A 19,183-nucleotide genomic window follows, 5' to 3' on the forward strand; every position below is an offset into this window, starting at 1 on the left:
CCCTGCGGTCTGCCGGCCCCGTTTGCCCGGTTCGCTAACCCCGCGCGATTCGCCACCCTTCGCTTAGCGACGGAGGGCGGCGGACTTAACCCGCAAACGGAGCAACGCCATGCATGACGCATCCATCCCCACCTTCTTCACCCGTCACAACCGCCCCCTGCGCGGCGTGATGATCGACAATCAACCCTGGTTCTCCGCCTACGACTTCGCCCGCCTGCTTGGCCTGCATCACCCGCAATCCCTGCATCGCCGCTTGCGGCCCTTCGAGGCACGCCGGGTCCCCATCCGCTACGCCAACGGCCATGAAGAAGAAATCCACGTCATCAACGAAGCCGGCCTCTACAAGGCCCTGATCCGCTTCGGCCACCCCGAATGCCAGCAACTGGATGAATGGCTCACCCGCGAAGTCATCCCCACCCTGCGCGACCAGCACGCCGAAGGCTACTTCCACCCCCGGCGGGTGCTGATGACCTGGCAAGCCCGGCGGCTGATGCTGCTGGAGTGGCAGGGCGAACTCTGGATGCCATGGGAGCAGGCACCGCGCTACGAAATGCCCTGACGCCCCGCGTGTGGGTGCGGTTCGGCAGGTGACCAACCGGTCGGCGGTTTGTGGCCTGAGCGTGTTTGACCAGCCCGCCCGGCATGACTAGTACTGGCACCCGAGTCCCAATACGCAGTTGGACTCGGGTGGACACGCGGCGGGGGCAAACCCACGGAACGCACCCCGCCATTCCTGTGGCTCGAATCGAGATAACAACAATGAATTCGATCGCAAAGCTGCGTTTCCCGGGCCGTCTGCTAGGCGGTTCCCTGCTCCTGCTTTCCTTCCTGGCCCCCGTCAGCCAGGCCGCCGACAACCAGTCCCTCACACGCTCGATCACCTCCCTGGGCGGCGCTCAGGTGCAGGGCGTGGCCGATGTCAATAACACTCAATCCTGGCGCGCCATTCCTTATGCGGCGCCGCCTGTGGGCGAGTTGCGCTGGAAGGCGCCGCGGGATCCCGCGACCTGGAACGGTGTGCGTCCTTCGGGCCAGTTCGCCAGCATTTGCCCGCAGCTGGGCAGCTTCTTCGGCGCACCCGACCCGGCCACCTTCGGCCAGCCAATAGGCTCGGAAGATTGCCTCTACCTCAACGTCTGGCGCCCGAAGAGCACGGAAAGCAACCTGCCCGTGCTGTTCTGGATTCACGGCGGCTCCAACCTCAAGGGCGCCAGCTCGGAACTGCTCTACAACGGCGCCAACTTCGCCCGCAATGCCAACGCCGTGGTGGTGACGGTGAACTACCGCCTCGGCAGCCTGGGCTGGCTGTACAACGCTGCCCTGCACGAAGGCAACGCCAAGGACGACTCCGGCAACTACGTCACCCTGGACCTGATCAAAGGCCTGGAGTGGGTGCGCGACAACATCGCCCAGTTCGGCGGCAACCCCAACAGCGTCACCATCGCCGGACAGTCCGCCGGCTGCATCAACGCCTGGGGGCTGCTGCAATCGCCACTGGCAGATTCGCTGGTGGACCGCATGATCTGCATGTCGGGCCTGCCCAACGCCTATCCCAAGGCCCTGGGCGAGGTGCAATCCAACGGCATGATCGACGACCTGCTGATCGAGAAGGGCTATGCCAGCGACAAGCTGCAAGCCGCGGCCTTCCGGACAAGCCAGGGCCCGGCCTGGGTGCGCAGCTTCCTACGAGGGCTGCCGGCGGCCGACATCGTGCGCCACACGCCAACGCCCGTGGTGATGGGGCACTTCACCGACGGCCACGTGATCCCCTGGGCTGGCTACGTTGACCTCATCGCTGGCGGTTACCACAAGGTGCCAATGATCCTCGGCACCACCAAGGACGAAGGCACCTACTTCGCCGGCGAACTGCTCAGCTACTACAAGCCCGACCACGCGCAGATGTGGGACATGGTCAACAACCAGAACCCCGCCAGCCTCGCCATCACCGACATCGTCAAGCCGGAGCTCTACTCCACCTACCGCCCGGTGCACCGCGCCCTGAGCCTGGGCGTGGACCTGACGGTGGACAACATCTGCCGCTACCTGCGGCTACTGCAAGGCAGCATCTACCGCTACAACTTCGACTGGGACGACTCGCCAGCACCCTGGCAAGAAGCCTTCGGCGCCGTGCACGGCATGGACCTACCCTTCCTCTTCGGCAACTTCCCCGTGGCACCGCAACAGGACCTGCTGCGCTTCATCAGCACCAGCAGCAACCAGAGCCAACGCACCGCCCTATCCAACAAGTTCACCCAGTACGCGTCCCAGTTCATGCGCACCGGCAACCCGAACAAGGCCTTCGACGGCCTGCCCGAGTGGTACGACTGGTCGAACTTCTGGGTCTTCCAGAAGCGCCTGATCCTCGATAACACGGTGAAAACCAGCTCACACGACGTCTGGCTATCGGACGTGAACAGCGCGCTCGATCAACTCGGCACGGACGACCGACAGAAGGTGCTGGATGTGATGACGGGACAGCAGGTGCAGCTGGAGGATGCGGGGGTGGCCTACCAGTAATCCATAAAAAAGACGCCCAACAAAAAGCCCCCGCTGGATCGGTCCGGCGGGGGCTTTTTAGCCCTAAGTAAGCGCCATACAAATCTGTCCTCTTATCCCAGCCCGCCTTTTCCCATGTCGTCGCGCTCCTTGCCGGTTCTTACAAGGCTGCGCTGGACGGTTCGGCCTTTACCCTGGCGTTCAGGGCTCCGTCCTTCTCCAGATCATGGAGGAAGTTGTCGACGATCGACTTGATGGCGTTGTGCTTGGCGCTCTGCACCTGGATGAACAGGAAAGCTAACTCGTTCGAGTCACGGCGATAGGTATATTCCTTGACCAGATCGTTCCCATCCATCAGAGAAAACTTCGCCTGGTAACGGTAGTCGTAAGGCATGGGCAACAGGAACAGCGTTGCGGCCCCTAGCATCAACTTCCCGAAGTCCACGCCCGCATTGCCCAGGCTCTCCCGCTCGAAGCTGACAACCAGCTTGTGCTGCGCCAGTCCATTGTTGATATCCACCCGTTCAAACTTCCCCGACTCGCGCAGTCTGTTCAGCACATACAGGTGCGACTCGTCGGTGTAGGTACTGCAGCCGTACTGGCCACAACTGGTGTCCTGATAGACATAGCCGTCGTTCACTACAACCGACACGTAGGGGTATTCCTGCCCGTCCTTGTAGTCGTACGACTGGAACTTGTTAGGGGCAGCACATCCGGCCAGAAGGGCCAGTGCAAGCACGAGCAGGTAGTTTCGTTTCATTTGTCGATTTTGCTCCATGGATTGATGGCTGTAGCTGTAACTGAAGACCCACCAACCATGGGGCAGGCTATAGAACACGCTTTTTTCAGGTCGATGCGGCGTATTTCGAAGCAGCGGCCCTCTTCGACTGGGGCGGGCGGCGCGGCTTCCACAGCTTTGCCTGGAAGCTGTTGCAGTTCCTCCAGCCGCTTCTGCTGCTCCTGCAGCAGGCGCTCCTGGCGGTCGCGGATCAGGTCGCGATCGCCGGGGGACACATCGGCGCTGGCCAGGCAGTGGGCGCCGACCATGAACAGACTGAGTACTACGACATCCAATTTCAGGGGACGCACGCTGGGCAGTTCCTTGGCAATGGGCCGGGAATGGAAAGGGCGCCATTGAAAACAACTGAGCCGGTGCGGTATGCCAGCGAACCCTGATCAGGTCGCTGGAAATTTCCTGATTGACTGTATGAAGCCCTGAACAGGGCCTCGGCATGTCTGACCCGCACCCCTGACGGGTGCGCACGACGCGAGACGGCACGAAGCGAGTGCATGAAGACTGAAACGAGCAGAGGGCCGCCCTAGCCCCAAACGAAAACGCCCCCGCAGGCAGGGCCGGCGGGGGCGTTTTCAGCAGCGGGTCGAGTTAGACCTTGGTGCGCTCGTAGCGCTTGCGGTCGTTCTCGTTCAGCATTTTCTTGCGCAGGCGGATGGACTTCGGCGTCACTTCCACCAACTCGTCGTCGGCGATGAATTCCAGCGCCTGTTCCAGGGTGAACTTGATCGGCGGAACCAGGGCAATGACCTCGTCCTTGCCGGAAGCGCGCATGTTGTCGAGCTTCTTGCCCTTGGTGGGGTTGATCACCAGGTCGTTGTCACGGCTGTTGATGCCGCACAGTTGGCCTTCGTAGATCTCGTCGCCCGGGGCGAGGAACAGCTTGCCGCGGCTCTGCAGGGTTTCCAGCGAGTAGGTCAGTGCGGTGCCGGTGGCCATGGAGACCAGTACGCCGTTCTGACGGTTGCTGACTTCGCCGGCCTTGATCGGGCCGTAGTGGCTGAAGGTCGAGGTCAGGATGCCGGTACCCGAGGTCAGGGTCAGGAAGTTGTTACGGAAGCCGATCAGGCCACGCGCCGGGATGGTGTATTCCAGGCGAACGCGGCCCTTGCCGTCGGGGATCATGTTGGTCAGATCGCCTTTGCGAAGGCCCATCTGCTCCATCACGGAGCCCTGGTGCTGCTCTTCGATGTCGATGGTGACGTTCTCGTAGGGCTCCTGCTTCTCGCCGTCCTTCTCGATGATCACCACTTCCGGACGGCCGACGGCCATCTCGAAGCCTTCGCGGCGCATGGTTTCGATCAGTACGGAGAGGTGCAGCTCGCCACGGCCGGAGACCTTGAACTTCTCGGCGGATTCGCCGGCTTCAACGCGCAGGGCCACGTTGTGCAGCAGTTCCTTGTCCAGACGGTCCTTGATGTTGCGGCTGGTGACGAACTTGCCTTCCTTGCCGGCGAACGGCGAGTCGTTGACCTGGAAGGTCATGCTCACGGTCGGCTGGTCAACGGTCAGCGGCGGACGCGCTTCGACGTTCTGCGGGTCGCACAGGGTGTCGGAGATGAACAGCTCTTCCATGCCGCTGACGCAAACGATGTCACCGGCTTCGGCTTCAGCCACTTCTACGCGCTGCAGGCCGGAGTGGCCCATGATCTTCAGGATACGGCCGTTGCGCTTGGTGCCGTCGTCGCTGATGGCGACTACCTGGGTGTTGGACTTGATGCGGCCACGGGCGATGCGGCCGATGCCGATCACGCCGAGGAAGCTGTTGTAGTCCAGCTGGGAAATCTGCATCTGGAACGGGCCGTCGACGTCTACGTCCGGTACCGGCACGTGGTCGATGATGGCCTGGAACAGGGCGTCCATGTTGTCGTCCATCTTCTCGTGGTCCATGCCGGCGATGCCGTTCAGGGCACTGGCGTAGACGATCGGGAAGTCCAGCTGCTCGTCGGTGGCGCCGAGGTTATCGAACAGGTCGAAGATCTGGTCAATGACCCAGTCAGGACGCGCGCCCGGACGGTCGATCTTGTTCACCACCACGATCGGACGCAGGCCGGCCTTGAACGCCTTCTGGGTCACGAAGCGGGTCTGCGGCATGGGGCCGTCCTGGGCGTCGACCACCAGCAGTACGGAGTCGACCATGGACATCACGCGCTCAACCTCACCGCCGAAGTCGGCGTGGCCGGGGGTGTCAACGATGTTGATGTTGTAGCCGTTCCACTTGATGGCGGTGTTCTTCGCCAGGATGGTAATGCCGCGCTCTTTTTCCTGGTCGTTGGAGTCCATCACGCGCTCGCTTTCCGCTTCTTTGCGGTCGAGGGTGCCGGACAGCTTCAGGAGCTTGTCCACCAGGGTGGTCTTGCCATGGTCGACGTGGGCGATGATGGCGATGTTGCGGAGTTTTTCGATCACGTTTGTATCTCGATCAGTGGATTCGGTGTGCCGCGAAGTCTAAGCGGCTGATATGAACTAACGGCGTATCAGGCGGCCCGATGGTCGGGAGGGCGATGGCGGATGCTGCCGCCAAACAGCCCGGGCTGTTTAGGCCGGGCGATAAACGCGCACATTGGCGTGTCCCTCGCTGAGCAGGTGATGGGCATGCAGACGACTCATCACACCCTTGTCGCAATACAGGAGGTACTGGCGGTTGGCGTCCAGTTCCTTGAAGCGGTTGTTGATCGCATAGAACGGCAGGGGCTGCACTTCGATGCCAGGCAGCTCCAGCGGATCGTCTTCCTGGGCATCGGGGTGGCGGATGTCGAGGACGATCTGCCCTGGCAGCACTTCACGCACTTCTTCCACGGCCACGTCCTGGCCAAGCTCGTCGATCACCCGGTCGATGGGCACCAGGCGCGCACGTTCCAGGGCGCGCTCGAGGATGGCCATGTCGAACTGCGCTTCTTCGTATTCGATACGGCTGGCCTTGGCCTTGGTCGTCGGGTTCACCGAGATCACGCCGCAGTATTCGGGCATGTGCTTGGCGAACTCGGCGGTGCCGATGCGGTTGGCGGTGTCGATGATGTCCTGTTTGTGGCTGGCGATCAGCGGGCGCAGCACCAGCATGTCGGTGGCCGAGTCGATCACCGAGAGGTTCGGCAGGGTCTGGCTGGATACCTGGGAAATGGCTTCACCGGTGACCAGCGCGTCCAGGGTCAGCTTGCGCGCCATGTGGGTGGACGCGCGCAGCATCATGCGCTTGAGCACGACGCCCATCTGGCTGTTGTCGACCTTGCTGAGGATTTCGCCGACCACTTCCTCGAAGGGCACGCTGATGAACAGCACGCGCTGGGAACGGCCGAATTTTTCCCACAGGTAGTGGGCCACTTCCATCACGCCCAGTTCGTGGGCACGGCCGCCGAGGTTGAAGAAGCAGAAGTGGGTCATCAGGCCGCGGCGCATCATCTGGTACGCGGCGACGGTGGAGTCGAAACCGCCGGACATCAGCACCAGGGTCTGCTCCAGCGAGCCCAGCGGGTAGCCGCCGATGCCGTCGTGCTGGTGGTGGATGACGAACAGGCGCTGGTCGCGCACTTCCATCCGCACTTCCACTTCCGGGTTCTTCAGGGAGATGCCGGCCGCGTTGCACTCCTGGCGCAGGCGGCTGCCGACGTGGCGCTCCAGCTCCATGGAAGTGAACTCATGCTTGCCCGCACGTTTGCAGCGCACGGCGAAGATCTTGCCGGGAATCAGGTCGGCGTAGTGCAGCTTGCACTTCTCCAGCACATCGTCGAAGTCGCCCAGCGGGTACTCGTGCACTTCAAGGAAGTGGGTGATGCCGGGGACGCACGTCAGCCGCTCGATCATTTCGCGCAGGAGCTTCGGCTCGGTCTGGCGAGTCTGGACTTCAAGGTTGTCCCAAACGCCGGTCACCTCGAGCTCCGGGTCCAGGTCTTTCAGGACCGCGCGGATGTTCTTCGAGAGCTGGCGGATGAAATGCTTGCGCACCGGCCGGCTCTTGATGGTGATTTCCGGGAAGACTTTGACGATGAGTTTCATGAAAAACAGCGCGAGGGCAGCGGCCGAAAAAGAGGGGCGCGGATTATAGCGGAAATTGTTCAAGCTTTGACCAAAATCATTCAGCAAAGCTCGCAACGCACCAAAATGGAACACGCGCACCATGGCAGGCACAAAAACAGTGCGCAAAACTGTGCACAATCGGAGCGAAGCCCCCGCCAGCCGTGAGTTTTGGGGCCCTTGCCCATTCCAGGGCACTGGCACGCAATTTGCTCCCTTGTGAGGCAGGTCGCCCTGGCGGACTATCCCGCTCCGGCTTCACCCCGAATTTCTTGGGAGGCAAGGTTTCTGCCCCCGACCACCTGGAGGACAACATGTCGAAGTCGCTTCAACTGATTAAAGAACACGACGTGAAGTGGATTGATCTGCGCTTCACCGATACCAAAGGCAAGCAGCAGCACGTGACCATGCCGGCCCGTGACGCCGATGACGAATTCTTCGAGCACGGCAAGATGTTCGACGGTTCCTCCATCGAAGGTTGGAAAGGCATCGAAGCTTCCGACATGATCCTGCTGCCGGACGACGCCACCGCCGTCCTGGACCCCTTCACCGAAGAGCCGACCCTGATTCTGGTCTGCGACATCATCGAGCCGAGCACCATGCAAGGCTACGACCGCGACCCGCGCGCCATCGCCCGCCGCGCCGAGGAGTTCCTCAAGACCACCGGTATCGGTGACACCGTATTCGTAGGCCCGGAGCCGGAGTTCTTCATCTTCGACGAAGTGAAGTTCAAGTCCGACATCTCCGGTTCCATGTTCAAGATCTTCTCCGAGCAGGCTTCCTGGAACACCGATGCTGACATCGAGGGCGGCAACAAAGGCCACCGTCCGGGCGTCAAAGGCGGCTACTTCCCGGTACCGCCGGTCGACCACGACCACGAAATCCGCACCGCCATGTGCAACGCCCTGGAAGAAATGGGCCTGGTGGTAGAAGTTCACCACCACGAAGTGGCGACTGCCGGCCAGAACGAAATCGGTGTGAAGTTCAACACCCTGGTTGCCAAGGCTGACGAAGTTCAGACCCTGAAGTACTGCGTGCACAACGTGGCTGACGCTTACGGCAAGACCGTGACCTTCATGCCGAAGCCGCTGTACGGCGACAACGGTTCGGGCATGCACGTTCACATGTCCATCTCCAAAGATGGCAAGAACACCTTCGCTGGCGAAGGCTATGCCGGCCTGTCCGATACCGCCCTGTACTTCATCGGCGGCATCATCAAGCACGGTAAGGCCCTGAACGGCTTCACCAACCCGTCGACCAACTCCTACAAGCGTCTGGTCCCGGGCTTCGAAGCCCCGGTCATGCTGGCCTACTCCGCCCGCAACCGTTCCGCCTCGATCCGCATCCCGTACGTGAACAGCCCGAAAGCCCGCCGTATCGAAGCGCGCTTCCCGGACCCGGCTGCCAACCCCTACCTGTGCTTCGCAGCTCTGCTGATGGCCGGTCTGGACGGCATCCAGAACAAGATTCACCCCGGCGATGCCGCTGACAAGAACCTGTATGACCTGCCGCCGGAAGAGGCCAAGGAAATCCCGCAGGTTTGCGGCAGCCTGAAAGAGGCGCTGGAAGAACTGGACAAGGGCCGTGCGTTCCTGACCAAGGGCGGCGTGTTCAGCGACGACTTCATCGATGCCTACATCGAGCTGAAGAGCGAAGAAGAAATCAAGGTGCGCACCTTCGTGCACCCGCTGGAATACGACCTGTACTACAGCGTCTGATCCAGTTGTGACCGCGCAAGCGGCATGATTGAGAGGCCTCCTTCGGGAGGCCTTTTTTATTTGCGGTAGGTTGGCGTAGAGCGCAGCGAAACCCAACGATTGGCGGCGCGGCCCGGCATACACGCGACCCGAAAGTCCGCTTTGTTGGGTTTCGTACCTCTACCCAACCTACGCGCTGAACCAAGAGTGTGACCGTGCGGTAGGTTGGCGTAGAGCGCAGCGAAACCCAACGATTGGCGGCGCGGCCCGGCATACACCCGACCTGAAAGTCCGCTTTGTTGGGTTTCGTACCTCTACCCAACCTAAGCGCGCTCCGCTCAAACCCCTCTTTCCGCCAGGTCGCCCTGCTCTTCCGGCGGTTCGGCGCGCGACTGGCGCATCCGACTGAGCTGCACGTTCAGGCGCGGCATCGCCAGCTCCAGGCCCGCCTGGTCGAGGCGCCTGCGCAAGCGCAGGTTGAACGCCCGCTGCACTTCCCACTGCTTGATCGGGGCAGTCTTGAAACGGAAGCGCAGAATCGCCTGACCGTTATCGAAACTCTCCACCCCTTGAAGCTCCAGCGGCGACCAAAGACTGCGGTAGATCGCCGTATCGCTGCGCAACTCTTTCGCCACGTCCTGGACCAGCGCCACCGCATCGTCGATAGGCATGCTCGCCGGCACCGGCCAGCGGAACATGGCGTAGCCGAATTGCCGCGAGTAGTTCTTGATGCTCTTGATCTCACTGAACGGGATGGTATGCACCACCCCATCCAGGTCACGCAGGCGCACGGTGCGGATGGTCAGCCCCTCCACCGTGCCCAGGTGGCCGCCAACATCCACGTAGTCATCGATGAACAGCGAGTCCTCGATGATGATGAACAGGCCGGTGATCAGGTCCGCCACCAGGGACTGCGCACCAAAACCGATCGCCAGACCAATCACACCGGCGCCAGCCAGCAGTGGCGTCACATTCATGCCCATGTTGGCCAGGGCAACGATCAAGGCAATGACCGCGATGGTGACAAACAGCACGTTGCGGATTAACGGCAGCATGGTCAGGGCACGGGTATTCGGCCGGTTCCTGCCACCCACACCGAGGCTGTGCTGCACGGCGGTGTCAGTGAGGATCCAGACAAGCCAGGCCACCAGCAACGTGGTGCCGAAGCTGACTATCTTCATGCTGATTTCCGCGCCATCTCCTTCGGCGTAGCGGATCAGCGACATGCCCCATACCCGCAGCCCCACCTCGATGAAGAACAGCACCACGAACAGGTGCACCAGGGTGAGGCCGAACTTCTGCAACTGCTCGACGTAGGGAGCGCTGCGCCGGGGCCCGTCACCACTGCGCCCGGTGCGGCGGCTGAGCAGTCCTATCACCGTCATCGCCACCACAGCCAGCACGGCACAGACCAAGGCGCGGCGCAGGGCCACGCTGCTATCGGCGGCGGACACGAAGGTTGCGAACAGCGATGTGCCCACCAGCAACAGTACCGGCACGAACCACAGGGAACCCACCAACTCCACCAGCTCGTGCAACCCCCGGCGCTTGAGACGACGCTCCAGCGGCTGGTTGCGGATCAGATGGGCGATGGGGCGACGGAAGCGCAGCACGAACAGCGCGGTGAAAACCGCCGCCGTGGCATTTGCCAGAGTGCTCAGGCAGAGCGCCGTGTGCTCACCGAGGCCGTCGATCAGCCGGGGGTCATGGGCCGCCTCGCCAAGGGCGGCCAGGCTGCCGATCAGCCACAGCGGGCGGAACGCCTGGCGCCGCAGGATATCCAGGGCACGGATGCGGTGCGGCCCACTGAGCAACGATAGGCAGATGACGCAGAGCGCGGAGAACAGCGTGCCGCAGACCAGCACGTAGGCCATCACCATCGCCAGCATCTTGCTCAATGAACTGGGCAGCACGAACGACAGGTAAAGCGTGATGAAGAAGGCGATCAGCCAAGGCCCCAGCTTGCGCAGGGCGAACAGCACCAGGTCGCGGGTCTTGGGATGCTGTGGCAGCTCCGCCGACAGGCCGAAGCGCTCGCGCATGCGCCGCCCCAGCCAGAGCAGGGCGCTGGCCAGGCAGGCCCAGAGCAGGATGACCACCGCAAAGTTGAACACGATCCCCGGCCAGTCACGCCATCCGGGCAGGCGCTCCTCCACTTCGGTCCGAGCCAGGCGGAACTGGTTGCTCCAGATCACCAGCGGACTGTTGTCGCCCTGAAACTGCTTTTCCAGGCTGCTCAAGGTATCGCCGATCAGGCCGAGCACCCCGCTCTCGCTCTCCTTCTCTTTGCCGGTAACGTCACGCAACTGCTTCAACTTCTTCAGCAAGTCGGCACGCTGCTTGTCGTTCTCCAGGGTCTGGATCACCTGGTTGAGCGACTGTTCGAGCTGGGCATTGCTGATCTGCTCGCTGCCCGACGAACTCCCCGCCAGGGGATTGGGCAGAGCGGCCTGGCCCTGCGTCGGGCAGAGCAGGCCGACGACCAGGCAGAGCAGCAGCGGGAACAGGAAACGGACAGCAGGCAAGAACGGTATAGGCACGAGAGAGATGTCCCCCAGAACAATGAAAGCGAGTCGCATCATACAAAAGCGGGCACTCGCCCCAATCAGACAATAGCCGCGGCTTTTGTAGTCAGCGGCTAGAGTGACAGCACGCGGCGACCTCCGTTCGCCCCGGCCATACAGAGCGGAGCAGGTGGCGGCACTTTTCAGAAATGTCCTAACGTGTTGCAGCGCACACCGGTCGTCACGGCGCTGTCGCACAATGCCCGACTTGCCAGCCCGCCGTCTGGGTGCAAGGCTTGGCATGAGCTTCCGGAGACCGCCCCCCATGCGCCTCATCATCAGTTGTCTGCTGCTGGCCGCCACGCTGCCTGCCGCTGCGCAGATCTACAAGTACACCGACGCAAACGGCAACACGGTGTTTACCAACCAGCCGCCAGATGGTGCCGCCAGTGAGAAGGTGGAGCTGCCACCGACCAACGCGGTCCAGATACAACCGCCGAGCCAGCCGGCCGACTCAGCGACAAGTGCCGACCAGCAGGCCATCTACCAGGTGGTGGAGCTGACCGATCTCCCTGACGAAGAGGCCCTGCGCGCCAACAATGGCACCTTCAGTGTCGGCGTGCGTCTGGAGCCCAGGCTGCAACCCGGCCACAGGCTGCGCCTGCGCCTGGACGGCCAGCCCTATGGCCAGCCGACCAACGTACCGCGCCTGCAACTGATGAACGTCGACCGTGGCGATCACAGCCTCGCGGTGGATGTCCTCTCAGGCACCAATGTGGTGCAGAGCAGCGCTCCCGTCACCTTTACCGTCCAGCGGGTTAACACCAGCAGCCCGGCGCTGCGCCCGCCCGCCCCTACGCCACGGCCCAACAACTGACCGATGACCCGATTCCTGCTACTCGCCCTCCTGCTCCTTGGCCAGCCCGCGCTAGCCGAGGTCTACACCTACATCGATGACGAGGGTAATCGCGTCTTTACCGACCAACCCAAGCCGGGCAACGCCAAACGCCTGGAGATGGCGCCCTCCAACGAGATGAACGCGCCACGGGATATCCAGCCACCGCCCCTCTACCCCAAGCCCATTCCGCGCGAACAGGGCTATCAGGTGCTACGCATTCTGGTACCCGAACCCGATGCCACCATCCGCGATGGCGAAGGCAACCTGATCGTCAGCGCCATGAGCGAGCCGGGCCTGCGCGCCAACCACAGCTATCGGCTGCTGCTGGATGGTAACCCCGTAGGCGAGCCCGGGCGCAGCCCGGTGTTTCCGCTGGAAAACCTCGACCGCGGCACCCACCAGTTGGCGGTGGAAATCATCGACGCGCAGGGGCGCATGGTGGAGCGCACGCCCAGCCAACCGGTGCATATCGTGCGCATGTCGCTGTCGCAGAAGCGCCAGGCGCGCCCGTGCGAAAAGGACGACTACGGCGTGCGTCCGGAATGCCCGCTGAAGGACAAACCTGAAGAAGAAGACGACGACATCGCCATCCTGCCCTTCATCTGAAGGGCAACTGCCCAGCGATACCCGACAACACTCCCATGGGTATCGCTTCGTTTCTCCCACGCAACGACGTCAATTCGCACCATTTCGGTGCGTCGCCTTGCACCGCTTTCTATACTCTCCCCATTTTGGTTCGCATCGAACCGAACGATCTGCTCTGAAAAGCGGCTGCGACCAGCAGAAAGCCTGTTTTCCCGCGCTTTTTCAGGGCTTTGGTTTGCTTCTTGCATTTTCCTGTCATCGCCACGAGCGCCGAAGCCATGACCATCAACGACGCCCTGCACCGACTGCTGCTCGACAACCTGACCACCGCGGTGATCCTGCTCAACGCCGACCTGCGCCTCGAGTACATGAACCCGGCGGCGGAAATGCTCCTGGCCGTCAGTGGCCAGCGCAGCCATGGCCAGTTCATCAGCGAGTTGTTCACCGAGTCGCCCGAAGCCCTGACCTCCCTGCGCCAGGCGGTGGAACAGGCGCACCCTTTCACCAAGCGTGAAGCCATGCTGACCTCGCTCTCCGGCCAGACCCTGACCGTGGACTACGCGGTGACGCCGATCCTCAATCGCGGCGAAACCCTCCTGCTGCTGGAGGTCCACCCGCGTGATCGCCTGCTGCGGATCACCAAGGAAGAGGCGCAGCTGTCCAAGCAGGAAACCACCAAGCTGCTGGTACGCGGCCTGGCCCATGAGATCAAGAATCCCCTGGGCGGCATCCGTGGTGCCGCTCAACTGCTCTCCCGCGAACTGCCGGAAGAGCACCTGAAGGACTACACCAACGTCATCATCGAAGAAGCCGACCGCCTGCGGAACCTGGTGGACCGCATGCTCGGCTCGAACAAGCTGCCGTCGCTGGCCATGACCAACGTCCACGAAGTGCTGGAGCGCGTATGCAGCCTGGTGGAAGCGGAAAGCCAGGGCGGCATCAATCTGGTGCGCGACTACGACCCGAGCATTCCCGATGTCTTCATCGACAAGGAGCAGATGATCCAGGCCGTGCTCAACATCGTGCGCAACGCCATGCAGGCCCTCTCCGCGCAGAGCGACCTGCGCCTTGGCCGCATCACCCTGCGCACGCGCACCCTGCGCCAGTTCACCATCGGCCACACCCGCCATCGCCTGGTGACCAAGGTGGAAATCATCGACAACGGCCCGGGTATCCCGGCCGAGCTCCAGGAAACCATCTTCTATCCCATGGTCAGCGGCCGCCCGGACGGTACCGGGCTGGGCCTGGCCATTGCCCAGAACATCATCAGTCAGCACCAGGGCCTGATCGAGTGTGAAAGCCATCCCGGCCACACCGTCTTCTCGATCTTCCTGCCGCTGGAACAAGGAGCTTCCTCGTCATGAGCCGTAGTGAAACCGTCTGGATCGTCGACGACGACCGTTCCATCCGCTGGGTCCTGGAGAAGGCCCTGCAGCAGGATGGCATGAATACCCAGAGCTTCGAGAGCGCCGACAGCCTGCTTGGGCGGCTCTCCCGGCAACAGCCGGATGTGATCATCTCCGACATCCGCATGCCCGGCGCCAGTGGCCTGGACCTGCTGGCACGCATTCGCGAACTCTACCCGCGCCTGCCGGTGATCATCATGACCGCTCATTCCGACCTGGACAGCGCGGTAGCCTCCTATCAGGGCGGCGCGTTCGAGTATCTGCCCAAGCCCTTCGATGTGGACGAGGCGGTGTCCCTGGTCAAGCGCGCCTTCCAGCACGCCCAGGAGCAGCAGGGCCTGGAAGCTCCGGCGCCCCAGGCCCGCACCCCGGAAATCATCGGCGAAGCGCCGGCCATGCAGGAAGTTTTCCGCGCCATCGGCCGCCTCAGCCACTCCAACATCACGGTGCTGATCAACGGCGAGTCCGGTACCGGCAAGGAACTGGTGGCCCACGCACTGCACCGACACAGCCCGCGCGCCGCCTCGCCCTTCATTGCCCTGAACATGGCGGCAATCCCCAAGGACCTGATGGAATCCGAGCTGTTCGGCCATGAAAAAGGTGCCTTTACCGGCGCGGCCAACCAGCGTCGCGGACGCTTCGAGCAGGCTGACGGTGGCACCCTGTTCCTCGACGAAATCGGCGACATGCCGGCCGACACCCAGACCCGCCTGCTGCGAGTACTGGCCGACGGCGAGTTCTACCGTGTGGGCGGGCACACCCCGGTGAAGGTGGACGTGCGCATCATCGCCGCGACCCACCAGAACCTGGAAAACCTGGTGCAGGCCGGCAAGTTCCGCGAGGACCTGTTCCACCGCCTCAACGTCATTCGCATCCACATCCCGCGCCTGTCCGACCGCCGCGAGGACATTCCGGCCCTGGCCCGGCACTTCCTCGCCCGCGCAGCCCAGGAACTGGCGGTAGAGCCCAAGCTGCTGAAGAACGAGACCGAGGACTACCTCAAGCACCTGCCCTGGCCGGGCAACGTGCGCCAGCTGGAGAACACCTGCCGCTGGATCACCGTGATGGCCTCCGGTCGCGAAGTCCACGTCGACGACCTGCCGCCGGAACTGCTCACCCAGCCCCAGGACGCCGCACCGGTAACCAACTGGGAACAGGCCCTGCGCCAGTGGGCCGACCAGGCCCTGGCCCGCGGCCAGTCCGGCCTGCTCGACTCGGCCGTGCCGGCCTTCGAGCGGATCATGATCGAAACCGCCCTCAAGCACACCGCTGGCCGCCGTCGCGACGCCGCCGTGCTGCTGGGCTGGGGCCGCAACACCCTGACGCGGAAGATCAAGGAACTGGGCATGAAGGTGGACGGCGGAGACGACGACGACGGCGACGACGCCTGACCCCCCTTCGGCGGGGTGCCCTGCGCCCCGCCTCCTGCCCTCGCGCCTGCGGCACAGCACGCAATCTCCCTATCACACCAGCCGCCTGCCGCCATCACGCCCGCGCTCCAATGCCACCCACTCCGTATGAAATGTCTGGTTTTCCTAGAGGTCGTGGACTGCAGTGAATCAGGGCGGGATGCTGCCCGGACCTGAACCAGAGACAGGGTGAAAACCATGCAGTTACATATGGGTGTTCGAAAGGAAGGAGACGTGCTCAGGCTCAAGGCCTTGGAAGGCTGCAGCGACGCCGAGCTGGGGCAAATGCTGCGAACCAAAGGCATCGAAATCGTGGTGGGGCCAATGGAAGATGGCCGCTCTCGCATCGGCGTCCGGTTACCAAAGGGCCTTTCGCTCAAAGTGGAGCGACTGCGGGACTGCAAGTCCACCGCAGCCTACCTGGCCCCGGATAACCACTGACCCGGCCCCGGACCTCGCTTCGGCGGGGTCCCTCCCGTCAGACGCTCACCGTGCATTCGGCCAGGGAAAAGGATCATCCCTGGTGCCTGAATCACCTCCCCGCCTCAAAAAAGTGCCTCACGCCCAGGCACTTCCGGCGCCGAAGACCGCCGCCACCGTCCCTCCACGTCGAATTTCACTTCGCTCAAAGCCACTAATGGCGCTGCCTCCAGACGAACCAACGAAATTCTCACGAAGGTTATCAAGAAACTGGCACGCCCCCTGCAATACCCAAGACAACAGCGGTTTTGGGGCCCCTGGTACAGGCAGGCCAGGGAATCCCCACTCTTATGACAGGCAGGCTGACCTCCAGCCGCCACGGCTCCAGAAGAGCCGAAAGCGTTTCAGCGTCGCCATCGGGCGACCAGGTTTCAGGGGGCCTTGGTACAGGCAGGCCGGGGAATCCCCTCTTTTATTCGACAGGTGTGCTGCTCAGTCAGCCGCCCGGGCCCTACGGGGCCCAGTGCAGGACCGCGTCGCACGCCACGGCGGGCGACCACCCTTCAGGGGGCCTTGGTACAGGCAGGCCGGGGAATCCCCTCTTTTATGCAAAGGCGCGCTGGTCTCCCAGCCGCCAAGGGCCCCGCAAGGGCCCGGTACAGGACCGCGTCGCTCGCTACGGCAGGCGACCACCCTTCAGGGGGCCTTGGTACAGGCAGGCCGAGGATTCCCCCTTTCTTATTCGGCGCGCAGGCTGACTTCCAACCGCCAGCGCCCATCCTCCGCGGCACCATGCCAATCACCGTGCAAGGGCCGCGCCGCGACGAATCGCACCATCACTCCATGGGTCGATCGCAGCACCTTCCAGCTCACCGGTGCGGTACCGAGGGTCAGTTGACCCTTGGCGTTCTGCCCATCCGCCCCCAGCATCAGCGCATAGGCGCCCTCCAACGCTTCGGCCCGGACCTCGGGCTCATGGTCGAACCAGAGCGTCAAACCACCCTCGCGCACCTCGATGCGCTGCAGGTGCACGGGGTCCGGCGCTGTCAGGCGGCCAAGCATCATTCCCACCAGCACGCCGATCAGGGCAAGGGCGAACAAAAAGCGCGGCCACAGGCTCGGTCGCGGATCATCATCGGGAGTAGAATGCCGCCCGTCTTCGGGCTCGGGGCCACCCATGTTTCACGTCATCCTGTTTCAACCGGAAATTCCACCGAATACCGGCAACATTATCAGGCTGTGCGCCAATTCTGGCTGCCACCTTCACCTGATCGAACCGCTCGGCTTCGAACTGGACGACAAGCGTCTGCGCCGTGCCGGCCTTGATTACCACGAGTACGCCACCCTCCAGCGCTACAGCGACCTGGAAAGTTGCCTGGAAGCCCTCGGCCACCCACGGGTATTCGCCTTCACCACCAAGGGCACCAAGCTGTTCCATGAGGTGGCCTTCGAGAAGGGCGACGCTTTCCTCTTCGGCCCGGAAAGCCGTGGGCTGCCCCAGGACGTCCGGGAAAGCCTGCCCCCGGAACAGCGGCTGCGCCTGCCGATGCGCCCCAACTGCCGCAGCCTGAACCTGTCGAACACCGTGGCCGTTGCAGTTTACGAGGCCTGGCGGCAGCACGATTTCAGTCTGGAGTGAATGCTGTCCGGCTCTATTATGTGGGGTGGGTTTTAGCCCACGCTGACCTCCGCTGGTGGGCTGAAGCCCACCCTACGGGCCAATTTCACCGGCCAAAGAAAAAGCGCCCCGAAGGGCGCTTTTTCCTGAAGCTTGGCAATCAGGCCTGGGCTTCGCCGGCGGCCTGCAGACGCGCCAGTTCCTGGGCGTACAGGGCGTCGAAGTTCACCGGGGAGAGCATCAGCGCCGGGAAGGAGCCGCGGACAACCAGGCTGTCCAGGGTTTCACGGGCGTAGGGGAACAGGATGTTCGGGCAGAAGGCGCCGAGGGTGTGGCTCATGGAGGCCGCGTCCAGACCCTTGATCAGGAAGATACCGGCCTGCTGCACTTCGGCGATGAAGGCGGTTTCTTCACCGTTCTTCACGGTCACGGACAGGGTCAGCACCACTTCATGGAAGTCGCCATCCAGCTGCTTCTGACGGGTGTTCAGGTCCAGGGAAACGTTCGGCGCCCACTCCTGGCGGAAGATCTCGGGGCTCTTCGGCGCTTCGAAAGACAGATCGCGTACGTAGATGCGCTGCAGGGAGAACTGGGGGTTCTGGTTTTCGGCGTTGCTTGCTTGTTCGGTCATGATTCTGCCTTGTTCTAGTGCGTTTCCGTTTGCGGGCGGGCTTGGAGCAGCGCATCGAGCTTGCCAGCGCGCTCCAGGGCATACAGGTCGTCACAGCCGCCAACATGGGTCTGGCCGATCCAGATCTGCGGCACCGAGGTGCGCCCGGCCTTGCGGGTCATCTCGGCGCGAATTGCGGGGTTGCCGTCGACGCTGATCTCTTCATAGCGCACGCCCTTGCTGTCCAGCAGGTGCTTGGCGCGGACGCAGAAGGGGCACCAGGCGCTCGAATAGACGACGATTTCGGCCATCTCACTTCACCAGCGGCAGGTTGTCGCCACGCCAGGTGCCGATGCCGCCGGACAGCTTGATGGCGTTGAAACCGGCCTTCTTCAGGTCACGGCAGACGGTGCCGGCATGCTGGCCCATGGCGTCGACCACGATGATGGCCTTGTCCTTGTACTTCTCCAGTTCGGCGATGCGGCTGGCGAGCTTCTCGTAGGGGATGTTCAGGGCGTCAACGATGTGGCCACCGGCGAAATCCTTGGTGGCGCGCACGTCCAGGACCACGCCCTGGCCGCCGTTGACCATCGAGGTCAGCTCGCGAGAGGAAATGGCGCGGCCACTGCGGCGCAATTCATGTGCCAGCAGCAGGGCCAGCAGCACCACGAACGATCCACTCAGTACATAGTGGTTAGTGGCAAATTCAATCAGCTTAGCGAGCATCGTCGGCTTC

Annotated in this window: 18 protein-coding genes; 9 read left to right on the forward strand and 9 right to left on the reverse strand. The window is 62.9% G+C overall.

Translation table 11 applies throughout. The annotated features are described in order from the left end of the window. The first annotated feature begins 109 nt into the window (after positions 1-109). Together G559_RS0119475 and G559_RS29110 are read left to right on the forward strand one after the other, a co-directional pair. Positions 110-559 carry a BRO-N domain-containing protein gene (locus G559_RS0119475; RefSeq protein ID WP_028629856.1) on the forward strand — a complete coding sequence of 150 codons (450 nt, stop codon included), beginning with the start codon at positions 110-112 and terminating at the stop codon, positions 557-559. A 200-nt stretch (positions 560-759) separates the two neighbouring features. Beyond that, positions 760-2,517, forward strand: a complete 1,758-nt coding sequence (locus G559_RS29110; protein WP_051246792.1) for a carboxylesterase/lipase family protein — start codon at positions 760-762, stop codon at positions 2,515-2,517. 139 nt (positions 2,518-2,656) lie between these two features. Here G559_RS29110 and G559_RS0119485 read toward each other — a convergent pair whose 3' ends face one another. The 4 genes from G559_RS0119485 to thiI form a co-directional block, all read right to left on the reverse strand. Then, a complete protein-coding gene (locus G559_RS0119485; protein WP_028629857.1) occupies positions 2,657-3,256 on the reverse strand; it encodes a hypothetical protein in 600 nt (199 codons plus the stop codon). Next, a complete protein-coding gene (locus G559_RS31125; protein WP_028629858.1) occupies positions 3,253-3,585 on the reverse strand; it encodes a hypothetical protein in 333 nt (110 codons plus the stop codon). Before G559_RS31125 ends, G559_RS0119485 begins: the two co-directional genes overlap by 4 nt. Before the next feature lie 295 nt (positions 3,586-3,880). Continuing rightward, positions 3,881-5,698 (reverse strand): translational GTPase TypA, encoded by a 1,818-nt coding sequence (gene typA, locus G559_RS0119495; RefSeq protein ID WP_028629859.1) that lies wholly within the window; start codon positions 5,696-5,698, stop codon positions 3,881-3,883. A gap of 129 nt (positions 5,699-5,827) precedes the next feature. Beyond that, complete coding sequence (gene thiI, locus G559_RS0119500) at positions 5,828-7,282, reverse strand: tRNA uracil 4-sulfurtransferase ThiI (RefSeq protein WP_028629860.1); 1,455 nt, start codon at positions 7,280-7,282, stop codon at positions 5,828-5,830. Positions 7,283-7,614: 332 nt separating this feature from the next. On the opposite strand from thiI, the gene glnA reads away from it, so the two are divergent. After that, positions 7,615-9,018: a glutamate--ammonia ligase gene (gene glnA / locus G559_RS0119505; protein WP_028629861.1), complete on the forward strand. Its 1,404-nt coding sequence runs from the start codon at positions 7,615-7,617 to the stop codon at positions 9,016-9,018. A gap of 317 nt (positions 9,019-9,335) precedes the next feature. Here the strand turns inward: glnA and G559_RS0119510 are convergent, their stop codons facing one another. Then, positions 9,336-11,579 (reverse strand): mechanosensitive ion channel family protein, encoded by a 2,244-nt coding sequence (locus tag G559_RS0119510; RefSeq protein WP_155945742.1) that lies wholly within the window; start codon positions 11,577-11,579, stop codon positions 9,336-9,338. 247 nt (positions 11,580-11,826) lie between these two features. On the opposite strand from G559_RS0119510, the gene G559_RS0119515 reads away from it, so the two are divergent. The 5 genes from G559_RS0119515 to G559_RS0119535 all read left to right on the forward strand — a co-directional run bounded on the left by G559_RS0119515 (position 11,827) and on the right by G559_RS0119535 (position 16,240). Further along, positions 11,827-12,378, forward strand: a complete 552-nt coding sequence (locus G559_RS0119515) for a DUF4124 domain-containing protein (RefSeq protein ID WP_028629863.1) — start codon at positions 11,827-11,829, stop codon at positions 12,376-12,378. Positions 12,379-12,381: 3 nt separating this feature from the next. Continuing rightward, positions 12,382-13,005 carry a DUF4124 domain-containing protein gene (locus tag G559_RS0119520; protein ID WP_028629864.1) on the forward strand — a complete coding sequence of 208 codons (624 nt, stop codon included), beginning with the start codon at positions 12,382-12,384 and terminating at the stop codon, positions 13,003-13,005. A gap of 257 nt (positions 13,006-13,262) precedes the next feature. After that, positions 13,263-14,348 carry a nitrogen regulation protein NR(II) gene (gene glnL / locus G559_RS0119525; RefSeq protein WP_028629865.1) on the forward strand — a complete coding sequence of 362 codons (1,086 nt, stop codon included), beginning with the start codon at positions 13,263-13,265 and terminating at the stop codon, positions 14,346-14,348. Next, on the forward strand, positions 14,345-15,781 hold the full coding sequence (gene ntrC / locus G559_RS0119530; RefSeq protein WP_028629866.1) for a nitrogen regulation protein NR(I): 1,437 nt from the start codon (positions 14,345-14,347) through the stop codon (positions 15,779-15,781). The genes glnL and ntrC overlap by 4 nt, the downstream gene beginning before the upstream one ends. Positions 15,782-15,997: 216 nt before the next feature. After that, the gene (locus tag G559_RS0119535) at positions 15,998-16,240 is read left to right on the forward strand and encodes a hypothetical protein (protein ID WP_028629867.1); all 243 of its coding nucleotides are present in this window, start codon (positions 15,998-16,000) and stop codon (positions 16,238-16,240) included. A 717-nt stretch (positions 16,241-16,957) separates the two neighbouring features. Here G559_RS0119535 and G559_RS0119540 read toward each other — a convergent pair. Further along, positions 16,958-17,320, reverse strand: a complete 363-nt coding sequence (locus G559_RS0119540; protein ID WP_338053623.1) for a hypothetical protein — start codon at positions 17,318-17,320, stop codon at positions 16,958-16,960. Positions 17,321-17,396: 76 nt separating this feature from the next. On the opposite strand from G559_RS0119540, the gene trmL reads away from it, so the two are divergent. After that, positions 17,397-17,858: a tRNA (uridine(34)/cytosine(34)/5-carboxymethylaminomethyluridine(34)-2'-O)-methyltransferase TrmL gene (trmL, locus tag G559_RS0119545; RefSeq protein ID WP_028629869.1), complete on the forward strand. Its 462-nt coding sequence runs from the start codon at positions 17,397-17,399 to the stop codon at positions 17,856-17,858. Positions 17,859-17,997: 139 nt separating this feature from the next. On the opposite strand, the gene secB is transcribed toward trmL, so the two are convergent. The 3 genes from secB to G559_RS0119560 are packed head-to-tail and all read right to left on the reverse strand — an operon-like array spanning position 17,998 to position 19,173. Next, entirely contained in the window at positions 17,998-18,468 is a 471-nt protein-coding gene (secB, locus tag G559_RS0119550) for a protein-export chaperone SecB (protein ID WP_028629870.1), read from the reverse strand. Between the two features lie 14 nt (positions 18,469-18,482). Then, positions 18,483-18,758, reverse strand: coding sequence for a glutaredoxin 3 (gene grxC / locus G559_RS0119555; RefSeq protein ID WP_028629871.1), 276 nt, complete (start codon positions 18,756-18,758; stop codon positions 18,483-18,485). Between the two features lies 1 nt (position 18,759). Further along, positions 18,760-19,173 carry a rhodanese-like domain-containing protein gene (locus G559_RS0119560; RefSeq protein ID WP_028629872.1) on the reverse strand — a complete coding sequence of 138 codons (414 nt, stop codon included), beginning with the start codon at positions 19,171-19,173 and terminating at the stop codon, positions 18,760-18,762. Between the last annotated feature and the right edge of the window lie 10 nt (positions 19,174-19,183).

Source organism: Metapseudomonas resinovorans DSM 21078, from assembly GCF_000423545.1.
In the GTDB taxonomy this organism is placed as follows: Bacteria; Pseudomonadota; Gammaproteobacteria; order Pseudomonadales; family Pseudomonadaceae; genus Metapseudomonas; species Metapseudomonas resinovorans.

Excerpts from the sequence above, each read along its gene's own strand:
- G559_RS0119560 (WP_028629872.1), bottom strand. The coding sequence starts at position 19,173 with ATGCTCGCTAAGCTGATTGAATTTGCCACTAACCACTATGTACTGAGT.
- G559_RS0119485 (WP_028629857.1), bottom strand. The coding sequence starts at position 3,256 with ATGAAACGAAACTACCTGCTCGTGCTTGCACTGGCCCTTCTGGCCGGA.
- G559_RS0119535 (WP_028629867.1), top strand. The coding sequence starts at position 15,998 with ATGCAGTTACATATGGGTGTTCGAAAGGAAGGAGACGTGCTCAGGCTC.
- glnL (WP_028629865.1), top strand. The coding sequence starts at position 13,263 with ATGACCATCAACGACGCCCTGCACCGACTGCTGCTCGACAACCTGACC.
- G559_RS0119510 (WP_155945742.1), bottom strand. The coding sequence starts at position 11,579 with ATGATGCGACTCGCTTTCATTGTTCTGGGGGACATCTCTCTCGTGCCT.
- glnA (WP_028629861.1), top strand. The coding sequence starts at position 7,615 with ATGTCGAAGTCGCTTCAACTGATTAAAGAACACGACGTGAAGTGGATT.
- G559_RS0119515 (WP_028629863.1), top strand. The coding sequence starts at position 11,827 with ATGCGCCTCATCATCAGTTGTCTGCTGCTGGCCGCCACGCTGCCTGCC.
- trmL (WP_028629869.1), top strand. The coding sequence starts at position 17,397 with ATGTTTCACGTCATCCTGTTTCAACCGGAAATTCCACCGAATACCGGC.
- grxC (WP_028629871.1), bottom strand. The coding sequence starts at position 18,758 with ATGGCCGAAATCGTCGTCTATTCGAGCGCCTGGTGCCCCTTCTGCGTC.
- G559_RS29110 (WP_051246792.1), top strand. The coding sequence starts at position 760 with ATGAATTCGATCGCAAAGCTGCGTTTCCCGGGCCGTCTGCTAGGCGGT.
- G559_RS0119475 (WP_028629856.1), top strand. The coding sequence starts at position 110 with ATGCATGACGCATCCATCCCCACCTTCTTCACCCGTCACAACCGCCCC.
- secB (WP_028629870.1), bottom strand. The coding sequence starts at position 18,468 with ATGACCGAACAAGCAAGCAACGCCGAAAACCAGAACCCCCAGTTCTCC.
- thiI (WP_028629860.1), bottom strand. The coding sequence starts at position 7,282 with ATGAAACTCATCGTCAAAGTCTTCCCGGAAATCACCATCAAGAGCCGG.
- G559_RS0119520 (WP_028629864.1), top strand. The coding sequence starts at position 12,382 with ATGACCCGATTCCTGCTACTCGCCCTCCTGCTCCTTGGCCAGCCCGCG.
- ntrC (WP_028629866.1), top strand. The coding sequence starts at position 14,345 with ATGAGCCGTAGTGAAACCGTCTGGATCGTCGACGACGACCGTTCCATC.